This is a genomic window from Rhodoferax sp. GW821-FHT07F03 (genome assembly GCF_059418745.1).
Window position 1 is genome coordinate 102,416 of the sequence record NZ_JBWKQM010000006.1, and the last position, 22,156, is coordinate 124,571.

19 protein-coding genes are annotated in these 22,156 nt (G+C 59.7%); 7 read left to right on the plus strand and 12 right to left on the minus strand.

Annotated features, from left to right (window positions below; all coding sequences use genetic code 11):
• Window positions 1-1,224: a pyridoxal phosphate-dependent aminotransferase gene (locus tag AC07R0_RS10350; protein WP_116605929.1), complete on the minus strand. Its 1,224-nt coding sequence runs from the start codon at window positions 1,222-1,224 to the stop codon at window positions 1-3.
• Between the two features lie 140 nt (window positions 1,225-1,364).
• On the opposite strand from AC07R0_RS10350, the gene AC07R0_RS10355 reads away from it, so the two are divergent.
• The 5 genes from AC07R0_RS10355 (at window position 1,365) to AC07R0_RS10375 (ending at window position 6,158) form a co-directional block, all read left to right on the plus strand.
• Window positions 1,365-1,742, plus strand: coding sequence for an Mth938-like domain-containing protein (locus AC07R0_RS10355; RefSeq protein WP_495104757.1), 378 nt, complete (start codon window positions 1,365-1,367; stop codon window positions 1,740-1,742).
• A 160-nt stretch (window positions 1,743-1,902) separates the two neighbouring features.
• On the plus strand, window positions 1,903-2,379 hold the full coding sequence (locus AC07R0_RS10360; RefSeq protein WP_495104758.1) for a peroxiredoxin: 477 nt from the start codon (window positions 1,903-1,905) through the stop codon (window positions 2,377-2,379).
• Between the two features lie 158 nt (window positions 2,380-2,537).
• Complete coding sequence (locus tag AC07R0_RS10365; RefSeq protein WP_495104759.1) at window positions 2,538-4,253, plus strand: PhoH family protein; 1,716 nt, start codon at window positions 2,538-2,540, stop codon at window positions 4,251-4,253.
• A gap of 173 nt (window positions 4,254-4,426) precedes the next feature.
• Window positions 4,427-4,729: an antibiotic biosynthesis monooxygenase family protein gene (locus tag AC07R0_RS10370; RefSeq protein ID WP_490592502.1), complete on the plus strand. Its 303-nt coding sequence runs from the start codon at window positions 4,427-4,429 to the stop codon at window positions 4,727-4,729.
• A gap of 229 nt (window positions 4,730-4,958) precedes the next feature.
• On the plus strand, window positions 4,959-6,158 hold the full coding sequence (locus tag AC07R0_RS10375; protein ID WP_495104760.1) for a tyrosine-type recombinase/integrase: 1,200 nt from the start codon (window positions 4,959-4,961) through the stop codon (window positions 6,156-6,158).
• Window positions 6,159-6,348: 190 nt separating this feature from the next.
• On the opposite strand, the gene AC07R0_RS10380 is transcribed toward AC07R0_RS10375, so the two are convergent.
• From AC07R0_RS10380 to AC07R0_RS10425, 10 genes are all read right to left on the minus strand, one after another.
• Window positions 6,349-7,629, minus strand: a complete 1,281-nt coding sequence (locus AC07R0_RS10380) for a hypothetical protein (RefSeq protein ID WP_495104761.1) — start codon at window positions 7,627-7,629, stop codon at window positions 6,349-6,351.
• A gap of 162 nt (window positions 7,630-7,791) precedes the next feature.
• Window positions 7,792-8,313 carry a hypothetical protein gene (locus tag AC07R0_RS10385; RefSeq protein WP_495104762.1) on the minus strand — a complete coding sequence of 174 codons (522 nt, stop codon included), beginning with the start codon at window positions 8,311-8,313 and terminating at the stop codon, window positions 7,792-7,794.
• A gap of 3 nt (window positions 8,314-8,316) precedes the next feature.
• The gene (locus AC07R0_RS10390; RefSeq protein ID WP_495104763.1) at window positions 8,317-9,015 is read right to left on the minus strand and encodes a toll/interleukin-1 receptor domain-containing protein; all 699 of its coding nucleotides are present in this window, start codon (window positions 9,013-9,015) and stop codon (window positions 8,317-8,319) included.
• Window positions 9,015-9,818 carry a Qat anti-phage system TatD family nuclease QatD gene (gene qatD / locus AC07R0_RS10395; RefSeq protein WP_495104764.1) on the minus strand — a complete coding sequence of 268 codons (804 nt, stop codon included), beginning with the start codon at window positions 9,816-9,818 and terminating at the stop codon, window positions 9,015-9,017. Before qatD ends, AC07R0_RS10390 begins: the two co-directional genes overlap by 1 nt.
• A gap of 13 nt (window positions 9,819-9,831) precedes the next feature.
• Window positions 9,832-11,199 (minus strand): Qat anti-phage system QueC-like protein QatC, encoded by a 1,368-nt coding sequence (gene qatC / locus AC07R0_RS10400; protein WP_495104765.1) that lies wholly within the window; start codon window positions 11,197-11,199, stop codon window positions 9,832-9,834.
• Window positions 11,196-12,080: a Qat anti-phage system associated protein QatB gene (gene qatB, locus AC07R0_RS10405; RefSeq protein WP_495104766.1), complete on the minus strand. Its 885-nt coding sequence runs from the start codon at window positions 12,078-12,080 to the stop codon at window positions 11,196-11,198. Before qatB ends, qatC begins: the two co-directional genes overlap by 4 nt.
• Window positions 12,080-14,023: a Qat anti-phage system ATPase QatA gene (qatA, locus tag AC07R0_RS10410; RefSeq protein ID WP_495104767.1), complete on the minus strand. Its 1,944-nt coding sequence runs from the start codon at window positions 14,021-14,023 to the stop codon at window positions 12,080-12,082. Before qatA ends, qatB begins: the two co-directional genes overlap by 1 nt.
• A complete protein-coding gene (locus AC07R0_RS10415) occupies window positions 14,020-17,061 on the minus strand; it encodes a DEAD/DEAH box helicase (protein ID WP_495104768.1) in 3,042 nt (1,013 codons plus the stop codon). The genes qatA and AC07R0_RS10415 overlap by 4 nt, the downstream gene beginning before the upstream one ends.
• Before the next feature lie 9 nt (window positions 17,062-17,070).
• Entirely contained in the window at window positions 17,071-17,967 is an 897-nt protein-coding gene (locus tag AC07R0_RS10420) for an antitoxin (protein ID WP_495104769.1), read from the minus strand.
• Window positions 17,967-19,046: a type IV toxin-antitoxin system AbiEi family antitoxin gene (locus AC07R0_RS10425; RefSeq protein WP_495104770.1), complete on the minus strand. Its 1,080-nt coding sequence runs from the start codon at window positions 19,044-19,046 to the stop codon at window positions 17,967-17,969. Before AC07R0_RS10425 ends, AC07R0_RS10420 begins: the two co-directional genes overlap by 1 nt.
• 425 nt (window positions 19,047-19,471) lie before the next feature.
• On the opposite strand from AC07R0_RS10425, the gene AC07R0_RS10430 reads away from it, so the two are divergent.
• Entirely contained in the window at window positions 19,472-19,978 is a 507-nt protein-coding gene (locus AC07R0_RS10430) for a JAB domain-containing protein (RefSeq protein ID WP_495104771.1), read from the plus strand.
• Between the two features lie 280 nt (window positions 19,979-20,258).
• Entirely contained in the window at window positions 20,259-20,651 is a 393-nt protein-coding gene (locus AC07R0_RS10435; protein WP_495104772.1) for an ATPase, read from the plus strand.
• A gap of 147 nt (window positions 20,652-20,798) precedes the next feature.
• On the opposite strand, the gene AC07R0_RS10440 is transcribed toward AC07R0_RS10435, so the two are convergent.
• A complete protein-coding gene (locus tag AC07R0_RS10440) occupies window positions 20,799-22,031 on the minus strand; it encodes an SIR2 family protein (protein WP_495104773.1) in 1,233 nt (410 codons plus the stop codon).
• Between the last annotated feature and the right edge of the window lie 125 nt (window positions 22,032-22,156).

The window sequence follows — 22,156 nt, forward strand, 5'->3', positions numbered from 1 at the left end:
CTAGGCGCTACGTTTACGATAGCTTTCAAGAAATTTGGCAACGCGGCCAATCGCTTCGCGCAGGTCGTCTTCATGGGGCAGGAAGACGATGCGGAAGTGGTCCGGTTGCTGCCAGTTGAAACCGGTGCCCTGCACCAGCATGACGCGGGTTTCGCGCAGCAGTTCCAGGAAGAATTGGCGGTCGTCGGCGATCGGGTAGACCGCCGGGTCCAGCCGGGGGAACATGTACAGCGCCGCTTGTGGCTTGACGCAGGTGACGCCCGGAATGGCGGTGATCAGCTCGTAGGCCAGGTCGCGCTGGCGGCGCAGACGGCCGCCTTCGCAGACCAGGTCGTTGATGCTCTGGTAGCCGCCCAGGGCGGTCTGGATGGCCCACTGGCCGGGCACGTTGGAACACAGCTTCATGTTGGAGAGCATGTTCAGGCCCTCGATGTAATCGGTGGCCACCTTTTTGTTGCCCGACACCACCATCCAGCCCGCGCGGTAGCCGCAGGACCGGTAGCTTTTGGACAGCGAATTGAAGGTCAGGGTCAGCACGTCGGTCGACAGGCTGCCCATCGCCGTGTGCTTGACGCCGTCGTACAGCACCTTGTCGTAGACCTCGTCGGCCAGGATCACCAGGCCATGCTCGCGGGCGATGGCGACGATCTCCAGCAGCAGCGCGTCGGTGTACACCACGCCCGTGGGGTTGTTGGGGTTGATCACCACGATGCCCTTGGTGCGCGGCGTGATCTTGGCGCGGATGTCGTCCAGGTTGGGCATCCAGTTATTGGCCTCGTCGCACAGGTAGTGCACCGGCGTGCCGCCAGACAGGCTGGTCGCGGCCGTCCACAGCGGATAGTCGGGCATGGGTAGCAACAGCTCGTCGCCGTTGTCCAGCAAGGTGTTGGTCGCCATGGTGATGAGCTCACTGGCGCCGTTGCCCAAGTAGATGTCGTCCAGCGTCACGCCCGCAATGCCTTGCTGCTGGGTGTAGTGCATGACCGCCTTGCGCGCACCAAAAATGCCCTTGCTGTCCGAATAACCTGCCGAATTGGGCAGGTTGCGGATCATGTCCTGCTGGATCTCTTCCGGCGCGTCGAAGCCAAAAACCGCCAGATTGCCGATATTGAGCTTGATGATCTTTTGGCCTTCGTCCTCCATCTGGCGCGCTGCGTCCATGATCGGCCCGCGAATGTCGTACAGCACATTGGCCAGTTTGCTGGATTTTTGGATGGTCTTCATGGTGGCCTAGTGGGCGCTTAATGGGCAAATATGCAAGCCGCCTGCTCCCGGGCAGCTTGCAAGGATGGAAACCTATAATTGGACCACATTTGCCGCCCCGTTCCAGGGCCTGGCAACATCCAACCCAGGCACGCCGCCCCATGAAGATCCAACCCGATAAATTCGACGTCCAATCCATCACCGGCTACGGGCCTGGCTGGGTGGGCATCAACACCGACAAAGTGGAGCACAGCGTGGTGCTGGGCTCGCACGGTGAGCGCCTGGTATGGAATTGCGCACGCTTTGAGGACCTGACGGAGGAGCACTTCACACAACTCGCCGCGCTGCAGCCCGAGCTGGTGATCTTTGGCAGCGGCAGCCGCATCCGCTTTCCCAAACCGGTCTGGATGAAGGAACTGATGGCCCGGCGCATAGGCCTGGAGACCATGGATACACAGGCCGCCTGCCGCACCTACAACATCCTGGCCCAGGAAGGTCGCCACGTCGTGGCAGCCCTGATACTTGAGCCTGCGCCGTGAGCCTCTGGGTTTTCAGGGTAAAATCGAAGGTTGCAGCTGCGTAATAACCTTCACAGCAGATTGGTCAGCCGCGGTATCTTGGTCAAGCATGTGATCGCATCTTTCCAAGCCACTTTCAGCTTTCAACGACCACATCCCGTCACAAGAGACCCCAAGCACTATGGCGATCGTTGTCAATAAACCTATCCCCGAATTCGAAGCCAACGCCACGGGTGGCGTAAAGGTCTCCAACACCACCCATCTCGGTAAAGTTGTTGTCCTGTATTTCTATCCCAAAGATAACACCCCTGGGTGCACCACCGAGGCCATGCAGTTCCGCGACAAGCATAAAGAATTTGTAAAGGCCGGCGCCACGGTGTTCGGTGTGTCGCGCGACAACATGAAGTCGCACGACGAGTTCAAGACCAAGCTCGAACTGCCGTTTGAACTGATCGCCGACACCGAAGAAAAAATGTGCCATATGTTTGGCGTGGTCAAGAACAAGATCATGTACGGCAAAAAGGTCAAGGGTATTGAGCGCAGCACCTTTCTGATCGGCGCCGACGGTGTGCTGAAAAACGAATGGCGCGGCCTGAAAGTACCCGGCCATGTGGACGACGTGCTGCAAGCCGTCAAGGACCTGAAGAAAACCGTTTAAAGCCGTCATTGCTGCACGGCACCAAAATGCCACGCAGCTCATGCATAATGAATTCATGTTTTTGGTGAATTCGAACGCGCTTCCCCCTCAAAAGCCGCCCGGGCCTCCTGGCGGCTTTTTCGCTTTTTGATCCTTCTTTTTAGCGAGCCCCACGCCCTATGCCATTGCCACCCGCCCCCACCAAGCGCGCCGCCACCCTGGCCCGTGAAGCCTATGACGTGGTCGCCAAACCCGTTAAAAAATCGGGGACCAGCCGGGCACCTAAAGCCAGCGCCAATGCCGGCCCCGTAGACGAAAAACCCCAAGCCCGCAATGTGGCGGTGGAACCGGTGGAGCAGCGCCTGCCCACCCAGCGCGACAAATCCAGCCCCGCGGCCGAACCCAGCAGACCCGCACCAGCGGCAGACCGCGCAGCCCCCGCACGCAACCGTGGCGTGGCCCTGCTGCAAGAACCCGCTGCCAAGCGCAAGACCCCCAAGAGCACGGGACCGGCCAAGCTGTTCGTGCTGGACACGAATGTGCTGATGCACGATCCGATGTGCCTGTTCCGCTTCGAAGAGCACGACATCTTCCTGCCCATGATCGTGCTGGAAGAGCTGGACAGCAACAAAAAGGGTATGACCGAAGTCGCCCGCAACGCACGCCAGACCAGCCGCTCGCTGGACGCCCTGGCCGGCAGCAATGGTGGCGACATCGGCATCGGACTGAAGCTGGATGCCACCGGACACCCTGAAGCCGGCGGCAAGCTGTTCTTCCAGACCCAGACGCTGGACTACACCCTGCCGTCCAGCCTGCCCCAGGGCAAGGCCGACAACCAGATCCTGGGCGTGGTCGAGGCGCTGCGCCCGCTGCATCCCGGCCGCGAAGTCGTGCTGGTGTCCAAGGACATCAATATGCGCGTCAAGGCCCGCGCACTGGGCCTGGCCGCCGAGGATTACCAGAACGACAAGGCGCTGGAAGACGGCGAGTTCCTCTACTCCGGCGCACTGGCCCTGCCGGCCGATTTCTGGAGCAAACATGGCAAAACTGTGGAAAGCTGGCAGCAAGGCCTGCACACTTTCTACCGCATCTCCGGCCCCATCGTGCCCGAGATGATGGTCAACCAGTTCGTCTACTTCGAAGCCCCGGGCGAGCCCAGCCTGTATGCGCGCGTGACCGAAATCCGCGCCAAGACTGCGGTGTTGAAGACGTTGAAAGACTACAACCACCTCAAGCACGCCGTGTGGGGTGTGACCACCCGCAACCGCGAACAAAATTTCGCAATGAACCTGCTGCTCGACCCGGAAGTCGACTTCGTCACCCTGACTGGCAACGCCGGCACCGGCAAAACATTGATGGCTCTGGCCGCCGGTCTGACCCAGGTGCTGGACGAGCGCCGCTACACCGAGATCATCATGACGCGCGCCACGGTCAGCGTCGGTGAAGACATAGGCTTTCTGCCCGGCACCGAAGAGGAAAAAATGGGCCCCTGGATGGGCGCGCTGGACGACAACCTGGAAGTGCTGGCCAAAACCGAGACCAGCGCAGGCGAATGGGGCCGCTCGGCAACCAACGAGCTGATCCGTTCGCGCATCAAGATCAAGAGCATGAACTTCATGCGCGGCCGCACCTTCTTGAACAAGTACGTGATCATCGACGAGGCGCAGAACCTGACGCCCAAGCAGATGAAAACGCTGATCACCCGCGCCGGCCCCGGCACCAAGATCATCTGCATGGGTAACCTGCAGCAGATCGACACGCCGTACCTGACCGAAGGCTCATCCGGCCTGACGTTCGCGGTGGACAAGTTCAAAGGCTGGCCGCACAGCGGCCACATCATGCTGGCGCGCGGCGAGCGTTCGCGCTTAGCCGACTTCGCCAGCGAGGTTTTGTAACCCCCCCAGGCTACGCACTGCCCCGGAATCGACTTGAAAAGCCGAGTACGCATGTCTTCGCCACCCCCCGTGCAGGGGGCGATACCAGCGGCCCGGCGGAGCCGGTTCCGCGGTATCTCTGGGCAGGAACCATGTGTGCCGCTGCCATCGACTAACCATTAACCGAGATCTCTATGATTTTAGAAATTGCCGACATCCGCATCCGCCCCGGCGAACAAGCCGCATTCGATGAGGCCATCACGCGTGGCCTGCAGACCGTCATCAGCAAGAACCCTGGCTGCAAGGGCTACAAGGTCAATAAGGGCATTGAAAGCCCTGAGCGCTACGTGCTGCAAATCTTCTGGACCTCGGTAGAAGCGCATAACGTAGGCTTCCGCGAAACGCCTGCATTCGCCGAATGGCGCGCCATCGTCGGCCCCTTCTTCGCCAGCCCACCAGTGGTGGAACACTTCGACCTGGTCACCAAGTCGGACTGATAGCGTAGACGTAAAAAGGCCCGTGGAACTAGCAGTTACACGGGCCTTTTTTATTTCACCATGACTCCAGCCCGGCACTTCGCTGGACTACGCCAGGACTAGATACAGCAGGTTTATCAATGACTTAGGCGAGTTCATCATATGCCGGTGCTTTCTGAAACTTGACCCGACTTCCTCTCTGCTGGCCCCTAGAAGGCTCCTGGGAACCGGGTCTTTCCGAGGAGTCATCATGGCAAAAATCAAGCTCACCAAGTCCGCTGTCGACGCGGCACAACCACAGGCGCAGGCTGTCGAACTCCGGGATACGCTGGTGCCCGGCTTCTTGTGCAAGATTACCCCGTCGGGCCGCAAGGTGTTCATGCTCCAGTACCGGACGAACGCCGGCGAGCGCCGCAAGCCCGCCTTGGGCCAGTACGGGGAACTGACCGTCGAACAGGCCCGCTCGCTCGCGCAGGAATGGCTGGCCCAGGTACGCCGGGGTGGTGATCCCGGCGCAGCCAAGGCGGAAGCACGCAAAGCGCCCACCGTCGAGGAGTTGTGCAAGAAGTTCATGGAGGATCACTCCAAGAAGCGCAACAAGCCCAGCACCCGAGTCGGCTATCAAGGCGTCATCGACCGCTGCATCATTCCGCTGCTGGGCCGCAAGAAGGTCCATGACGTGAAGCGACCTGACATTGCCGGACTGATGGAAAAACTATCGTACAAGCAGACCGAGGCAAACAAGGCGTTCAGTATCCTGCGCAAGATGTTCAACTTGGCCGAGGTGTGGGGCTATCGGCCTGACGGCACCAATCCTTGCCGCCATGTCCCGATGTTCCCTGCTGGAAAGTCCACCCACCTTATCAGCGACGAGGACATGGGCAAGCTGTTCCGGCAGCTCGACAAGATCGAGGCCGAGGGGCTGGAGAACTACGTCATCCCGTTGGCGATTCGCCTGCAATTCGAGTTCGCCGGCCGCCGTGGTGAAATCGTCTCGCTCGAATGGGAATGGGTCGATCTGGAAAACCGCCGCGTCGTTTGGCCTGACAGCAAGACCGGTGGCATGTCCAAGCCCATAAGCGAGGAAGCCTACCGGCTGCTTTCGACGGCGCCGAGGCAGGAAGGCAATCCCTATGTACTACCGTCGCCGCGCCATCCAGGGCAACACCTGACCACAGGCGAGTATTACGGTGGCTGGAGTCGTGCGCTCAAAGCGGCGGGTGCGACGCATGTTGGAACGCACGGCATCCGCCATCGCTCAGCGACCGACATTGCCAATTCGGGTATCCCGGTCAAGGTCGGCATGGCCCTGACGGCTCACAAGACTGTGGTGATGTTCATGCGCTACGTCCACACCGAGGACAAGCCGGTGCGGGAAGCCGCCGAGCTGGTGGCCAATCGGCGCAAGACAATCACGGGGGGGCGCCGCACCGAAGAGGTGAATGCTTGATCCGGTGCAAGATATCCGTTCCGTCGCCAGCAGCACCTTCAATGCTGCTGGGCGACATCCGGGGGCCGGCCAACGGGCAGCGTTTGGCCGGCATCCGCCAGTGCAGCGTCATGCCAACCAGCGGGCGCTACGCGAAGGGTGAACTCCAACGAATTGTCGTGTCGCGATACGACAATTCGCAGAAGAAGTGTTATCTGGTTCCGTTCTGCGATTGCTGCAAGGCTTGTTCGAGCCAACCGCTTTCTTCTTCGGCGACGAGCTGTTGCATTGCGTCCAATCGGATTGCCTGCGCGGACCTCCGACGGGTTTCAACCTTTCCGGGAGTCATCTCCGACTGCAACTCAGTCTGCATGCATTCTCCCAGAACGTGCTGGAATTCCAGCTCATCGGTACGGGCGAAGAGTACGCGCCGATGTGCATCATCGATCAGCATCAACCTCACAGAATTCAGGCGCAGCAAGTGACGCCAGCGGCGGTCGATCGACACGAAATAAGGAACGAAAAACGAGCCGAGCTGACTTGCCGTAGCATTCTTCTCTAAGACACGGAGGAGAGTCATGTCCCAAGCCATGCCGCGAATCTCCTCCAGCATCGTCTTGGATCGACCAGTGATCGGGCCGAAGAACGGCGACCCCAACTCGGAAGTCATGCCGCTCCATATGAGGTGCAACTCGGTGAGCGGGATGGCCCCCAGGTTATGGATGCTGAAACGCAGCAGTTCGCTCAAGATGCGTCTCTTATCTGGCTTGCGTTTCTCGTGCCACAGTCGGGCAAACCGCAAGAGCAACGCCTGTGTCCCAGCGCTCTTGGCTTCGTGATGAATGACATGCTCACTGGTCTGCAACTCCGACAGAAAGGCCTCGGCTTCGGGACGGAGTGAAGCCTTTAGCTCTTCGCATGGGACATCGAAAACGAAGCGAGTGGGATCATCCCGAAAGGCATCCCAATCCAGGTGATCGAGCATGCGGAAGGCGATCAACGTATTCAAGGGGCGCTCGTTGCGTGGATCGTCGCGGGTCAGGCGGGTGTTCTCGATGAGGAACGGCAGCACGTCGAATTGCACGTTGCGGTTCCGAGCTTTGAGCATGAGTACCTCGTCGACCCGGTTGCGATCGACCTGCTGGATGCTCTCACCGGCGATGGCCGCACGCATCTTCTCTGCAAAGTTCGAGTCGAAGCTCAGCGAAAAATCGATCAGTACATTCGACTGGCCGCCAGTGAACCGTGCTTGAATGCTGGTCCCGGCGGACATGAAGAACGCTCGTTGGCCCTCGAAGAAAGGGGTGACGTACTCACTGGAGGACAGGCTGAGGCCAAGTTCGAGGTTGATCGCACCTGGGGAATCGGCGCAAATGACAGCGCGAAGACCTGCGCATTCCGCCGCGCGTTGGGACTCGATGGCGTCAAGTGCGGCCTTGTCGCTGTTGAGTAGTGCAGAAAATAGGGCGTCTACGATTGGGATATCAGGCACGAGTCGGTCCTGGCTATAAACGGATGCCGCCAGACTTCGGCGTGGCGAATTGTTCGGGCTGACGATTGCGCACCACTGATTCGTGAAAATTCCTCACGTCCTCATGGCGGCACTTAACCAGGCCCGGAAGTTTCTTGAGACGGGCTTTCTGAATGGCACACATCATTTGTGTGCTGGCCATCGAATGCTCACGCCGTCCGGTAGCTCAAGCTCAAGTTTCGGGTCCAGCTTCCGGTCTGGCGCAATTGTGAGCAAGTCGCTGGGGATGCTCCACTCCTCTGCAAGTTGCGCCTTCAGTTCCTTAACCGTAAAGCCCCGGAATGACAAACGCCATACTCGACCGTCTGGGCTATCGTTGTCCTTGTCTTCACTCAGCAAACTGCGTTCCCCAATCGTCAGCGCCTTAACGAGAGGTGGCGCACTCCGCTTAACGCTCAGTTCCACGACCACTTCCTGCGGTGCGGTGGAAGGAACAAAAGGAAGCTCGTCACGATACGGTTCAAGCGTCCGTTGGATGAATAGCATTGCGGGCTCGTACTTCTTCACCGTTTGAATAGCCAGCAACTTCTCCAAACACCGTCCCTTGATCTTGCCGGAGCGGAACTCGCCAGCAGCATTGAAGTAGACCTCGAAGAACATTCCGTTCAACACATCGAGCGCCCGCTCGATTGGAATGGAAGCCAACTCCTAACGCAGCTTGTCCAAGAACGCGACCGCTCGATTCTCGTTTCCACAAGCGCATTGATACAGATTGCGACCCAGCACAAAGGCTTCGTCAGCACTGACCTTGCCCCAATCGAGTTCCAGTACGGCCACGACGGCCGGATTCTGCTGATACCAGTTGTAGGTCTTCATCGCCTTAATAAGACCGGCGATTTTGTTTCCGTTCTTTAGCGGGAAGTCCACATCTGCCTTGGCCTCATCCGAGTACGAAAAGGCCTGCTTCAGGCGTACACCGGCTTCTCGTAGCTTCTTGGTGATGAGTTCGGCCAGGGCAGCGGGCGAACGACCTGCAAGAGCAATGTGTCCTGTTGTCTTCAAGAGACCAGGCACTTCGACGCTCTCATCAAAAAAGGCCGGCAGGATGTATTCGCGGCTTTCGGTGAATGCCCGAGCTTGGGCGCTCTTGCGCTCATGGTTCGTCCACAACTTCTTGCGGTACGCGTCGGAGACGAACATGACAGTGAAGACAGCTCGGTTCTGGTAGACATCGCTCAGGTGCGTGTACAGATCCTTTCCCCACAAATCGACTTCCTCGAACTTGTCGTAAAAGACATCGACGCCTTCGGCTTGCAACGCCTTGGCCACGGCATCGACATACACACGATCTTCGCCGGCAAAGGACAAGGCAACATGAAATTTTTTTGGCACTTCGGTAGTCTCCATTAAGAGTTGGTAACCCCAGGCGGAGGGGGCGGACCGTTCTTCGCTCCATCATTCGGTTCGAGTAGGGCACGCAGATTCGCTCGTATCGTTGCGGCTACCGTTGAAGTGGGCATTCCGTGCAGCCGGCTGAGCGCTTCGACCACTATGGCAACATCGGCAGGTTTAGACGGGCGATCGCCCGTCTTTGTGAAGGGGCCATCGGTCTCAGTCAACAGCCTATCGAGCGGAATCAGCGCGACCATAGATGCATGTCGCGTATTTTCCAACATGGCGGCGTTTATCGAAAAATAACACCCCAATTCGAGAGCGCGCTGCGCTTCTGCCTTGCTGCCGGTGAACCAGTGAAGTACGACCTTCCCCTTAGATGGAGGCAAAAACGATTCAATATGGTCAAGCACAGCCTTGGCAGCTCGAACGCTGTGGACAGTGACAACTTTGCCCCCCGCGTCAGCGCAACGCTGAAGAACGTGTTGAAAGACTTGCTTCTGCAGATCCAGAGATTTGTAGAAGCGCGGACCTGCATCGAGGCCGACTTCACCAACGTAACGCGCCTCCGACAGGTAGCGATCCCACAGTTCAAGTTCGCTCGCACGCTCCGCGACCAATTGCGGATGCAGCCCAAGCGCAGCTCGGACATGCTTCGTGCGCTGCGCGAGTTCGTGATTGCGTGGCCACGCTAACGGTGTTGTTGTCACCGCGAGGGTGAATACGCCAGCCGCATCTGCCTCCCGGACCGCAAGAGCGTGGTCCGGGTAGAGATCGACGTGGCAATGGAAGTCCACAAGACCGGCTGACGGAATCATGATCGCATCCTCGTCAACTCGGTCTTGCCTCGACACCATCGATCAGACGCTCGACCTCACCAAGGCCTCGCCGATAGACATCGGCCAGCTCATTGAGATGAGCCGACTCGTCCGCGAGGGAGCCGGGCTTATGAATCAGCAGATTCGCAAGCTGCGGTCTTGCACGGAGGCGCTCAATCGCGTACTGAAATGATCTGATCTGTTTTCCTGTCGATTCGCGCGTGTCCAGCGGCTGTGCGTGCAGGTCTTCCACAGTGTATGTCGTCGCGTCACCTCCGACACCCCATGCCGTAGTCAGGGCAGCACGACGGATCAGGCACGGAAGGCAATAGCCGCAGTGTTCGATGCCAAGTCCTTGCCACCGCCCCTTCGTCGGGGATGAACACGACAAGGAATCGGTTGCCAAATTCTTCAACAGTGTGGGATTCCGACAGTTTGTGGCCATTTCGCCCTTCGTCTTGTCCCAGTACGGGTTTCGGATCTCGCCGTCTATGCCGAGTATGCCGAGCAGGTCGTTCCACCTAGCCATGTAGTAAGGATGCGTGGTGCGGGTGCTGTTCGATCCGAGCCGTAGTGGGTCCAAGGGCACATTCAAAGCAATGAGCCCGTTCTCAGGCACACGCAGAATGAAATGGCGTCCCAACCCTGTACCGGCGAATACCCCGAGCGCGAAGAATAGGAACGACCTACCGCGCGTGCTGTTCTCTGAACCAACATCTTCCACAAGTCCATCCACAAAGGTCATTCCGACCCGCAGGCGCTCGAAGGACGATTTGTTGAAGTGCTTCTTTAAACCCGCGAACAACTTGCCCTGCGCGTCGCTGGTCGCGCCTTCGCCAAAATGGCTGACCAACAAGGGTGTGACACCGTCTTCCAGTAGATCAATGGCGCCAATCAAGCTATCCAATCCCCCCGAGAACAGGCTGACGGAATCAAATGGTGGGGCAATCAAGCTTGGAGGCGCCACCTGGGCGATCGTTGCGAACCGAACCGGACGTGCCCTGAACCCAATCGTCCAGCGGTCGCCCGTTAAGAAGTCCAGCGCTTTCTTCAGCGTTGGTCCTGCCGCAGCCCAGCGAGCAGGTTCACTGACCGGAACGACCAGGCGTATCTCGCGCGTCCAAGAATCCTGCGACTGCTCAGCACGTGAGATGCGGGTATCCGCTGCATGGACATGAGCGGCCAGCACCAGCAGATCTATGCCGATCTCAGAGGGAAACACGCCGATCTTTTTCAGGCTCGTCAGCGCGCCACCGATACCATGATCCAAGGTCTTTTCGCCGGCGACGAGTTGTAGGTACGTCCTCTGTTCATCGGTACCAACTGCAACATCGAGACTGTCGTCAGGCCCGAAGCGGCCCGCTAAGAGTTGTCGCTTCATTGGTTGGCCTCCGCATCACCAAGGGTTTGCAAGATCGCGAAGGCGGACTCGTACACGGCGTCTACGAAGACCTGAATTCGCTCGGGCGTGAGATTGGGAGTCTCCGCCCGGGCCCGCGTCAGCGCGTCGCTCACTCCGCCACGGATGAAATCGCGCAGCTGCTGTTCGACGCGATGCGCAGCTTGCGCGTCTGTCGGCATGGTCACGGCCTTGGTGCCGATGTCATTGCATATGCGTGCTTCTATCGCGTGAGTGGCGTACAACTCGAAAACCGTTTGCATCTGATCCGGCGTAAACGTGGTTAGATCAGTTAGCCCTTCACTTGCCAGTTCAACGATGGTCTCGATGTATGCCTCGCGGGCAATTCCTTCATCCACCGTGCCGGCGCCCGGACAGATGTAGTCGGCCAAGCCCACGAATATCTCGGTGATCGGACGACCTGCCAACGACTCCAAGTCCAGCGCACGCAACGCCTCGCGCACACCGCGCGCCTGCGCATCGGCCAAGAAGCCAAGAAGTCGTGCGCCGGCCCCACGAGAGGCGCCCATACGTTGCGCAGCTTGGCGTGCGCCGCCGGCAGACGTTGAAACGTACTTTGATACGGCACGCCCCAGACTAGCCCGATCACTGCCGCCAGAACCGGCGAATCGGGTGAAGCTGTTGCGCGCGCCCGAGAAGCGTTGCGGGTCCGCCGTTTTCGGAATAGGCGGCCGGTTTGGCGGTGCAGGGGGCGCAGCGCCATCCGTAGGAGGCTGACCATCGGGGCCTGCGCCCGCACCCGTAGGGGTGGGAGGAGCGTCACCACCCTCACTGCCACCCAGCCATGACGGGACGAGCGGGGTTCCGCCGCCAGGGCCACCGTAAGCCGTCGAGGTTCCCATCAGCGCACTCCCTTCATGTCCTTAAGCGCCGCTTCGGCGCTGGCCTTCAGGCCGGGGTTGTTGGTGGCTTTGCTCCAATCGCCCAGCAGCTTCGTCAGGCGGGCGGCGCAGTCAGCATCTTTGATAACGCCCTGCCAGCCGCTGACGGCCCAAGGGCCACATTTGCCACTTGGCAGCGCCTCCAGGAAATCCATCAACCGGGTCTGCAAGCCAGACTGCGCCTTCACGAGAACCACCAGGCCATCGATACCCGGCGGCTTGGTGTCGAAAGCGCCGGTGCTCATGATCTTTGTACGCACGGCCTCGAATACCTTCTCCGCTTCGGGTTGCACGAGCTGCTTCAACTCGGCCTCGTAGCTTTGAACAGTCATCTTGCCGCCGAACAGCTTTTCCACCACACCAGCCAAGTGCCCCAGCACCGATACCGGGCCGAAGTAGTCCTTCTTATCCTTGGTCACGAACAAGTAGGGGCGCAAATCGATACCCGATAGCTTCGGCGACAAGCACGCCCAGTCGCATATCGTCTCTGAGGATTTCCACTCAGCCAACACGGCGTTGTCAGGCATGGATGTTGGTTCGACGGACTTCTGCCCCTTTCGCTCACCAGCTTGTGGCTCCTTACCGTCAGCCGTCGCCAAGTGCTTTTCCAGGGCATCGATGTCTTCACAAAATCCGTGCGGATGAACCGCTGCGACAAACGCGATCTGCTCGAACAGCCGTGGTATGAAGCGTTCCGCGAGCATGAGCTTCGCGAGTACGGGCAATTTGATGTCGTCACCGAATCCGCGCGCTGTCGCAGTGCGCTCGCGCAGCAGCAACGTGTTGAGGAAACGTTTGATCTGACGCGGGTTGCCTTTCGCGCCGCTTGCCAGAATGGGGCCGATTTGATCGCTGAGTGCGAGCGCGTTATTCGCCTTCTCGGCCTGCTTGCCTAGCGCTGTCTTGATGGTCGCAGAATCCAAACCGCCGCTGGTCCAAGGACGTTTCAGCTTCTCCCGCGCCACGCTGATCAGCTTCGCGTAGTCCGCGTCGTCCTCACCGATTTCGGCGCCCGCCAGCAGCAACGTGACATAAATCCGTGTCTCGGTCTCGCCCAGTGCCGGAATGCGGAACGGAACCTGGATGAGTTTTTCGAGGTAATTGCGCGCGTAGTCCCGCGGCCCGGTACTGTCAGGCAGATCGGGGAAATGCTTGCGCACCGCGTACTCGATCATCGCTTCGTCGGCCGCGACGACGAATGCGGTCCGCGCAGTGAAAACGAACAACCGAATGGCTTCGAGGGTTTCGATGGCGGTGTCAGGCAAGCAACGGTCGAGGTCATCAATCAGGACGACAAGTTGCTTGATACCGGCGTCCTTTAGAAGTCGGTCAAACGCCTTGCGGAACGCCTCCACTTCCTCCGGCACGTTTTTGGACTCGCCCGGTTTCAGCACAGCCTTCACCTCGTCCACGGCCGCCGTGAGGTTTTCCTTCGTTGCAATCTTGGCCGGGTCCGCTACCAACGCTTCGAGCGAGCCGACGATGGCTCCAATTTGGTCAGGTGTTGGTATGCCAGTGAAGGCAGTCATCGCCAAACCGCCAGCTCTCTTTGCTACCTTCAGCCAGTCGATTCGGCTGAACACATCCTTGACGGCGGCCGCAGCTTTGGTCAGGGCTGGGCGCTTTTCGACCAAACCTGTCACTATCCCTTCGATTAGGGCGATCTTCGCGTCCTCGAATCCCTGGAATCGCCAGCCGTTGAACTTGAGGCACAGGACATCGTCCGTGTTGGCGAAACCCGCCTCGATCATTTCGAGCACGCTGGACTTGCCCGCGCCCCAATCGCCGTGTACCCCGATCGTTACCGGATGGTCGGGCTTCGCGCGAAGCAGCCCTATGATCGTGGTAGCAATGGCCTCGTTATTCAGCAGATCAACCTTGGTTTCGTTGTCGGCTAAGATCATTGGTCTTCTCCCTGTGCATACAGCGTCGCGCCGGCTATGGCGTCCTTTGGCCGCAACAATGCGGCTGCACCCAACCCCACACACTGGCGCAACCGATCGTCGTCCAAATTGTTCAGATCCTCAGCATTGCGGACACCCACAGACAGCAGTGCCAAGTATTGGCCGCGCGTCAGCCGCACCGAAACCTTGGTGAGTGGCAGTGCGTCGGACGGCAAGCCGAATTCGAGCCGCTGAAGAATTTCGTCCAGACCTTGAAGAAAATCAGGTTGATCGGGGAACAGCGTTGCCAGAATCTGATGCGCGGAACGCAGATGAAAACGAGTCGCGTCGGCAATGCCGATGATGTTGCCGTAGCCGATGGCACCGCCAAAGGGCGTCGTCGAGTAACGCTTCTCCAGCACATCGACGGGCGTCCCCTCAATCCAATCATGCAGTAGCGCGGCACGCTTGCATCGTGCCCAAAACTCGATCTGGTCACGACAGTACCGCTGCAGCATTTGAGGCATCTGGTGCCCGAAGCGCTGTGCCGTCTCTCCAACGCGCACGCTTTCGGATTGCCCCTTCTTCATGACCGGCGTATAGATGGCATCCAGTTCATCCAACACCTGGACCATCGCGAGGATGTGGCCGGGCGGTGTCTGCGCGATGTTCAGACGCCCCATCAATTCGACCAGGCGCAAGCTCGACTCGAACGACAGGGACGAAGCACCGCACGCGCGCCCAAGGAGCGTTAGGTGAATGAGATCGCCTTCGCGCTCGGCAAGCCCTGCCTGCAATAGGCGATCAACCAGAGCAGTCACGTCCCGCTCCACCATCGCAACCCATTGCGGATTCGCGCGAGATGCCGAGTACCCTCCGAAAGTGTTGACCAGCAGGCCCGGGATTTCGTCAGCACGGACGCCGCGCACCTGACTGAGCAGACGCAGCGTCCATGTCGGCAGGTCACGTTGCTGGAAGGAAGACCTTACGTCTTCAGGGATACCCAGCACATAGCGCTGGAAAAGCTGCGCACGTTCCATGGGCGTGTCCGCCAGGATGATTGCCTTGCCGGTCTCATTAAAGCCGAGTCGCCCAGCACGACCAGCCATGTTCTTGTACTCGGCCACCGTGAACTGCCGGCCGTCCTCGCCGACGAACTCGTTTTCGGCGAGCACCACCGTCGAGGCCGGCGTGTTGATGCCGGCGGCCAAGGTCGTGGTGGCGACCAGAGCATGGATGCCACCCGTGGCGCTGCGATATCCTCTCTCGACCGCCTCGCGCTCAGCCCTCAGCAAATTGGTGTTGTGGAATGCGGTGCCGCCGGCCAGGCATTCTCGCAAGTCCTGCGATGCGCCGGTCAGGTCTTGGGTAGGGAGTGCATCCAGGACAGCGCTGGCCGGCGGCAGGCCAAGTTCCTTGGCGAGGTACTTCGCGCACCCCTGGGCCGGACCACGCATGTTGCGGAACACCAGTAGCTTCTCGCCCTGACCCACCAGTTGCTGCGCCAGAGGCACGATCACGTCCTGCGAACTGGGTTTGTCGCGACGCTGCACGATGCGGTGCGAAGATAGTAAAGCCTCGGTCTTCGTAGCCCCGTCGGTATCGACGTATTGGAATGTTCCTCGCCGGTCAAGAACGCCTTCAATCAACGGCACGGGCCGCTCGCGCGACAACAGCAGCGGAACACCGAGCCAGCGATCGAAGCTATTCAGATTGCCAATGACCGCGGACAGGATCACGAGCTGCGGCTCGATGCCTTGCTGCCGGGCCCGCAAGAGCAGGGAAAAAATCAGCTCGACCGTGATGCCGCGCTGCGGGTCCGTGATGAACTGCCCTTCGTCCAGCACAACCAGGCCGAGCTGACTCAGCAGACGAGGCGAGCCCAACGCCAGGTTGAGGAAGGTCTCATAGGTAAAGAAGCCCAGGTCATAGCGCCCAGCCAAAACGGGCCCGATGCCGTCGGTGGCATCCCCACTGCAGCGGACCACGCGCAGTCCTGCGGCCGAGTAGCGCTCAGTGAACTCCTCGAACTTCTCGTTGACGAGCGCTCGATAGGGCAGCAGGAATGCCGCCTTCTTGCCAGACGTGACCGCCTGAATCGCCGCCACTTCGCCGACCATCGTCTTGCCGGAAGTTGTCGGCGCAACAACCAACAAGGAGTTTCCGTTGAGCACGCCGAACTCGTTCACCGCCTTGAGTTGCAGCGCGTTGAGGCCCTGTGGAAAGTCGGTAGCCCACCTCTCGACAATCTCGGGCGGGAAGCCGTGGGCGGAAAACTCCGCAAACGATCCCGACATTTGATGGACAGCCCTTGTAGGAAAAGCCGCAGCGTAGTTGTCGCCGCGCTTGAGCGCCGGGAACGTCAGACCACCCTGCACACTGCCCAAGAATACGGGCGTTTGCGTGACGCTGATTCGCTCGGCCTCCACACGCGCCAGTCGGATGATCTCCCCGGCGATCTCAGGAAAGCTGACTGAGTCGCCTGCCGCGCCGGTCAAAGCCTCAATCACGGCGTGGGTGAGCAAGCCATGCCCGGTGCCGGGCTGTTCCCAAGCGGATTCATTCGTCGCACAAGCGGCCAGAAGGATGCGGCCTTCGCCATAGATGCCCGTAAGTGCGAATGCGTTGCGCGGGCGTGCCATCGTCTCCAGCACGCGCGCCGGCGCCTGGCCGCTGAAACAGCAATCGAGGATGCATAGGACAGCGCGGGCCTTGGTCGCCTTGAAGGCGTCCGCCAAGCCAGCCATTGATAAGGCCGTCCCTGCCAGGTCGCCCGCGTTCGTGTCGAACAACACCAAGTTGCCATCCGGAGAACCGTGTCCCGCGAACGCGATAACCACCACGTCATCTGAACTTGCGGCGGCCAAGGTCCCGAGCATGGCCCCTGACACTTCCGCGTGGGTAGCAGCCTCGTCCACGAGCAGGCGGCCACTCAAGCCTTCGATCGTATCGGTGAACAGTGCCCACAGGGCCGTAGCATCACGGCGCGCTCCGCCCAGCTCGGGTATGGAGGTATCGAGATGCTTGTTGATGCCTACGAATATCGCCTTGATCCCCATACGTGCTCCTTATCTGATTCGGGCAAGGAGTTGTTCGATTACGTCGCAGGCCTGCCGCTGCCGCAACGTCCTCGCCTCACGTTGCTCTGGCTCGTCGCCTTCACCCAGCTCGAACTTGGCGACCGACACCGGACCATCCTTGCGATAGCCCTCGGCTTTCTCGTCGCTTGCGAAGCGGTTGCGCAGGATCGCCAGCGAGGCCTCGACGACGGCACCGTGCTTGCCGTTGCGCTCCTTGTGGAAAGCCGCAGCCACGGTGTCCAGTCCTTCGGATGCGTGTTCAATGCAATAGATCAGATCGTGCGCATCCTTGCGTTCGAAGCGCTGATCGAACGCGAACGACTTCAGGCAGGTAAAGCTGACGAGGTTTGCATGCTTGATCTGTTCTGTCGCGATTCCGTTGCCACCGAGGAGTTCAGCTTGGATCTCGGTGACTTGGTGAAGGTCAAAAACGATGGACGAATACGGAATGTTCAGCGCAGAGATCGTGCCTTCGGTCGGCAATGGCTGTACCTTGCCGCCAGCGATGTGCGGTGCATCCGCCAGCAGTTCCAACACCATCAACGCGCCATGTTCAGTGCGGGTCTGCCAACGCCAGGAAAGCTTTGTACCGGCGCTGTTCTCGGCCCGTTCGAAACCCATTTTCTTGAGGTTGTCTTCGAGTGTGTGATAGGCCTCGGTATCAGCTAGGATTTGCAGGTCGATCACAATGTCCACGTCCAGCGTGCCTGCATGCGCTGGCACTACCGGGGGCCGCTCGGCAACGAGATATCGCGGCGTGAGTCCCCCGATCAGGTAGACCGACTCCTTCCACGGCCCGAGTCCGCGCAGCAGCGTCACGAGGACGCGTTCGCAGTCCACCGTGAACTGGTCGCTGTAGCCGTCGAACGTTGCAGGTTTTGCCATCAGAAGCCAATCCTTTCCTCGCGTAAGTGCTCGGCCATTTCCTTGGCGCGGCCTTCACCGCGCAAGAGGTCGAGATAGACCTGGACTGGACTGGCCAGCCAAACGCCCCCGACGTTTTGCCGAAACAACAGTTCTCCCGCCGACTTCGTCTCGATGACCGCGAGGTTCGCCCCTTCATTGACGACGCGCGCACCCAGCTCAGCCATTGCCGTCTCGGCACTGGTGCTGGGTAGCAGTCGAACTCGCACCTGTGAGATGCCGGACAAGAAGGGGGCATAGCGCTGTGCAGCGGCTTCGTAGCTCACCGCGTAAGCGACCTGATGCGCATCGAACATCTGGCCGAGCCGTTCAATCAGTGCATCAGATTTCAATCCGGGCACGAAATACCGGCGCAGCACTGGCGCGCGCTGCGTAGCGAACTGCTTCACCCAAGCATCGAGCAACGCATTTGGTTCGCTCAGATGCCGCTCCTTGCTCGGTCCTTGTCCACGCGACACCAACCAGTCGAACCGCTCCAACTCACTCAGTACGTCCGAGGCCGTGGATGGCGCCACCTGCGCCCGTTCGGCTACTTCGGTAACGCCAAACCATTCCTCATGATTGACTAGAAGCGCATACAAAACCTGGGCACGCCGGCCGGAGAAGAGTGATCGCACCGACTTTTCCAAAGTCTTCGGAGCCGGCTTGTCGATATAGACGTAGGCACCAGCGGCCGGCAGGAAGAGGCTTCCGCCGCTGTCGAAATAGCCGATGCGCTCGGCTCTGAGCAATTCTTTCGCCCCCGGTGAGAGCGACTCGGCGATCAGCATATGCTGCACATCGGCGTAGTGACCGTGCTGCAGCGACTTCAATTGCCACAACGCCTGGCGCACATCTCGGGGATAGACGGACTTCTTTTCCTCAACCAGCAAGACAATCGATTTACCGGCGACGTGCAGATCAATCTTCGCGTCGACGCGACCAGCGGCTTGAACAGCAGGTTCCGACTGAGTCAACTCGGCATGCACGTCCGGCAACTCCCGGAGTGAATCCAAGAGCTGTTCGATCAGGGCATGTTCCACAAAGGTTGATTCGGTCATGGTGGCCGTTATTTCCTGTTCAGCGAATAACTGCACTATACCGAATATTCGACATGAATGCCATATTCGCTGTGCAGCGAATTCTCTCCAGGTGGTTTTGTGTATGACGGTCGTCCCGGCGTACCGCCGTCGGGCTCGCGGGCGACGCCCCGCGCCTCGTGGCGAGTCGCGGCCATCCGGCTTTGATCCCTGACGCCTCCGGCCCTGTGGGCCTGCGCGCTGCGCTTGCCCATCCGTCGTCTCCGCGGGCGGGGTATGGGCGGTCTTGCTGCTCCCTTCACCGTATCACGTCGTTCTCGCCGTCAAGGGCTGTGCGCGCCTTGCGCGCTTGCGTCCTGGCGGCCGTCGCTGACCCCTGACTGCTTGCGCTGCGCCGTGCTGAAGCCGGTTCCGGGCAATTCCGCCCGAGCAACCGGAGCACGATCATGTCGCAACTTTCTCTGTCTCTCGATTCCTCGCTGCTGGTGCGTGACAACCGGGGGCGCTATCTGCCGGCGACTGCCGACCAAATTCTGGAAGCTGCGCGGTATGTCATCGACCAGAAGATTCCGCGTGGGACGTTGTTTACTTCACCGGCGCTGGTCAAGGACTACCTGCGCACCAAACTGGCCAGCTTCGAGCATGAGGTATTCGCTGCCTTGTTTCTCGATAGCCAGAACCGTCTGATCGAATACGTGGAGATGTTTCGCGGCACCATCGATCAGACATCGGTCTATCCGCGCGAAGTGGTGAAAACGGCACTGCAATACAACGCGGCGGCAGTGATCTTTTCGCACAATCATCCAAGCGGAAACTCCGAACCGAGCCAGGCGGACAAGCTGCTGACCCAGCGCCTCAAGGAAGCCCTGGCGCTGGTGGACGTGCGGACGCTGGACCACATCGTCGTCGGTGGCGAGGCCACTACGTCATTCGCCGAGCGCGGCCTGCTCTGATCCAGGGGGCTTCGGCCCCTTTTTTTGCTGCGCCTGACGGTGCAGCTCCGGCCCTCGTGGGCCTGCGCGTGCTGCGCACTTGCCGAAGGCAGGTGTGCGTGGGTGGTGGAGTGAGGCGGTCTTGCTGTTCCCTTCACCGTATCACGTCGTTCTCGCCGTCAAGGGCTGCGCGCGCCTTGCGCGCTGGCGTCCTGGCGGCCGTCTTCGACCCCTGACCGCTTGCGCTGCGCCGTGCTGGCGACGGTTCCGGGCAATTCCGCCCGAGCAACCGGAGATCGTCATGAACGACAAATCACACGTTTCCCTCGAACAGCACGTTTGCCTGGTCTGCGGCAAGCCATTCGATACCGGCTCCATCCTGCTGGACAAGCGCCTGCGCGCGAGCATGGAGCACCATACGACGACGGGCTGGGGGCTGTGCCCCGAGCATCAGAAGCTGGCGGATGATGGCTTCGTCGCGCTGGTTGAATGTGACCCGCAGCGTAGCGGCTCGCAAGCCGACGGGCGCATGCAGCCCGAGCAGGCGTACCGAACGGGACGGCTGGCCCATCTGCGGCGCACAGTGTTCACCCAGATGTTCAATGTGCCGATCGAGGACAAACAGGCTTGCGTATTCGTCGAGCCAGGCGTGATCGACCAGTTGCAGTCGATGGTGGCGCCAGCGGCGAGCTGATCGCGCCGTGCAGGCTTCGGTGCGTCGTCCCTGCGGGGCGGCGCACCTTTTTTGCTGTACCCGGTACCGAGTCTTTCGCACTTCCGGCCCTGCGCTTGCCTCCGGGGCAAAACCCTGCGTGCTATAGGAGCCGACTGTCAGCAGCAGCTATCGAAGATGCTTCAGTATCTTCTGCGGATGCCGACAGGCTTCGAGCATGCCGTTGTACCAAACAGCCAACGGATACGTCGGGTTGTTAGAGACTTCCAGCTCGCGTGCTGCACGCAGATCGCCAAGATAGGCCGGTGCCGAGTGCCCCACAGAACTCATGGAATGCGCATCGCCGGGAAGGGTTTTGAACAGGTTGTAGGCCCAGGTGTCCTGTCGGCACGGAAGCGGGTCTTGATTGTCGTCGGCCCAATCGACCAGAACGATTGGGCGATGCCGGTCTCGTACCTCGGAGAATGCCGCGTTCAGATGTAGATCGCCGAAGCCGTATCCGAGGAAGAGCAGACTATCGGCTTCATGCACTAGACGGTTGACCTGCGCGAAGTACGTGCGGAACGGTTGCCGCAGAATCTGTTGGGTCTTTCCGTAACCGGCCACGATGGGGGACATTGGATAGGTCGTCCCCTCCATTGAATCCTGACTGTTGCGACCAGTCGCATGGACCGTGTGATCCTTCGATGGCGTATCCGCCCAGGTGATGCCGTGCATGTCGTGCGCAATGCCTGTCATCGCGAAATGCACCGAACCATGCAGGTGGTAGATGAAATTCCAGTCCGTCCGGGCTAGGACGGACAGAGGATCGAACTTGCCTGCAGCGTCAAAGCCGGTATGAAGTCCCGGCGACGCTTGGGTAAAAAGGTTGTCGTAGTTAAGCGTGATGATGCCGATCTCGTACTCGTCCTGCAGTGCAGCCAGGAATTGCCCGAGTTCGGCGATTTCGGCAGCCTTCGCCGTGCTCGCGCCAGCGCAAGCATCGATGAAGTGATTGACCAATTCGCTCATCAACGTACTGGTCAAATTTCCCAAGACCGCCCCATCGACAGTTTTCCTATCCCGTCCGAAGTGCATCACCTCCGGCAAAGAATTGGCCGTAAGCAACGCATTTGATCCGTGTAGCCGATTGAGGTCAGACAGGTAGGGGACCAACAGGTTGAGTTGGTACAGCACTTCCTCGAAATTTGCCCATTTCCGCAAGCCTAGCTTCGGCGCACAACCGTAATATGCATTGATCGCGTCCCGACAATGTCGGTACAGGTTGGAAATGGGATTGTCCGCTAATGGGTGACTCTTGCTCGCGCAGCCGTCGAAAAACGTGTCAACAGCACTGACGGAGGGCAGGCCGAAATCCAGCGAAGCGCCGGCACCGACGGTTATCAATAGTTTCTTCTTCATGGAAATCGAGTCGGAGCAAAATAAGCTTTCATAGTACAGGGTGCTAAGAATTCTTTTCTAGGATTCTGCTCGGCCCTCCAATCCGGGCCTGAATTGCGTCTGTTGTTCTCTCCGCCTTGAAGTCT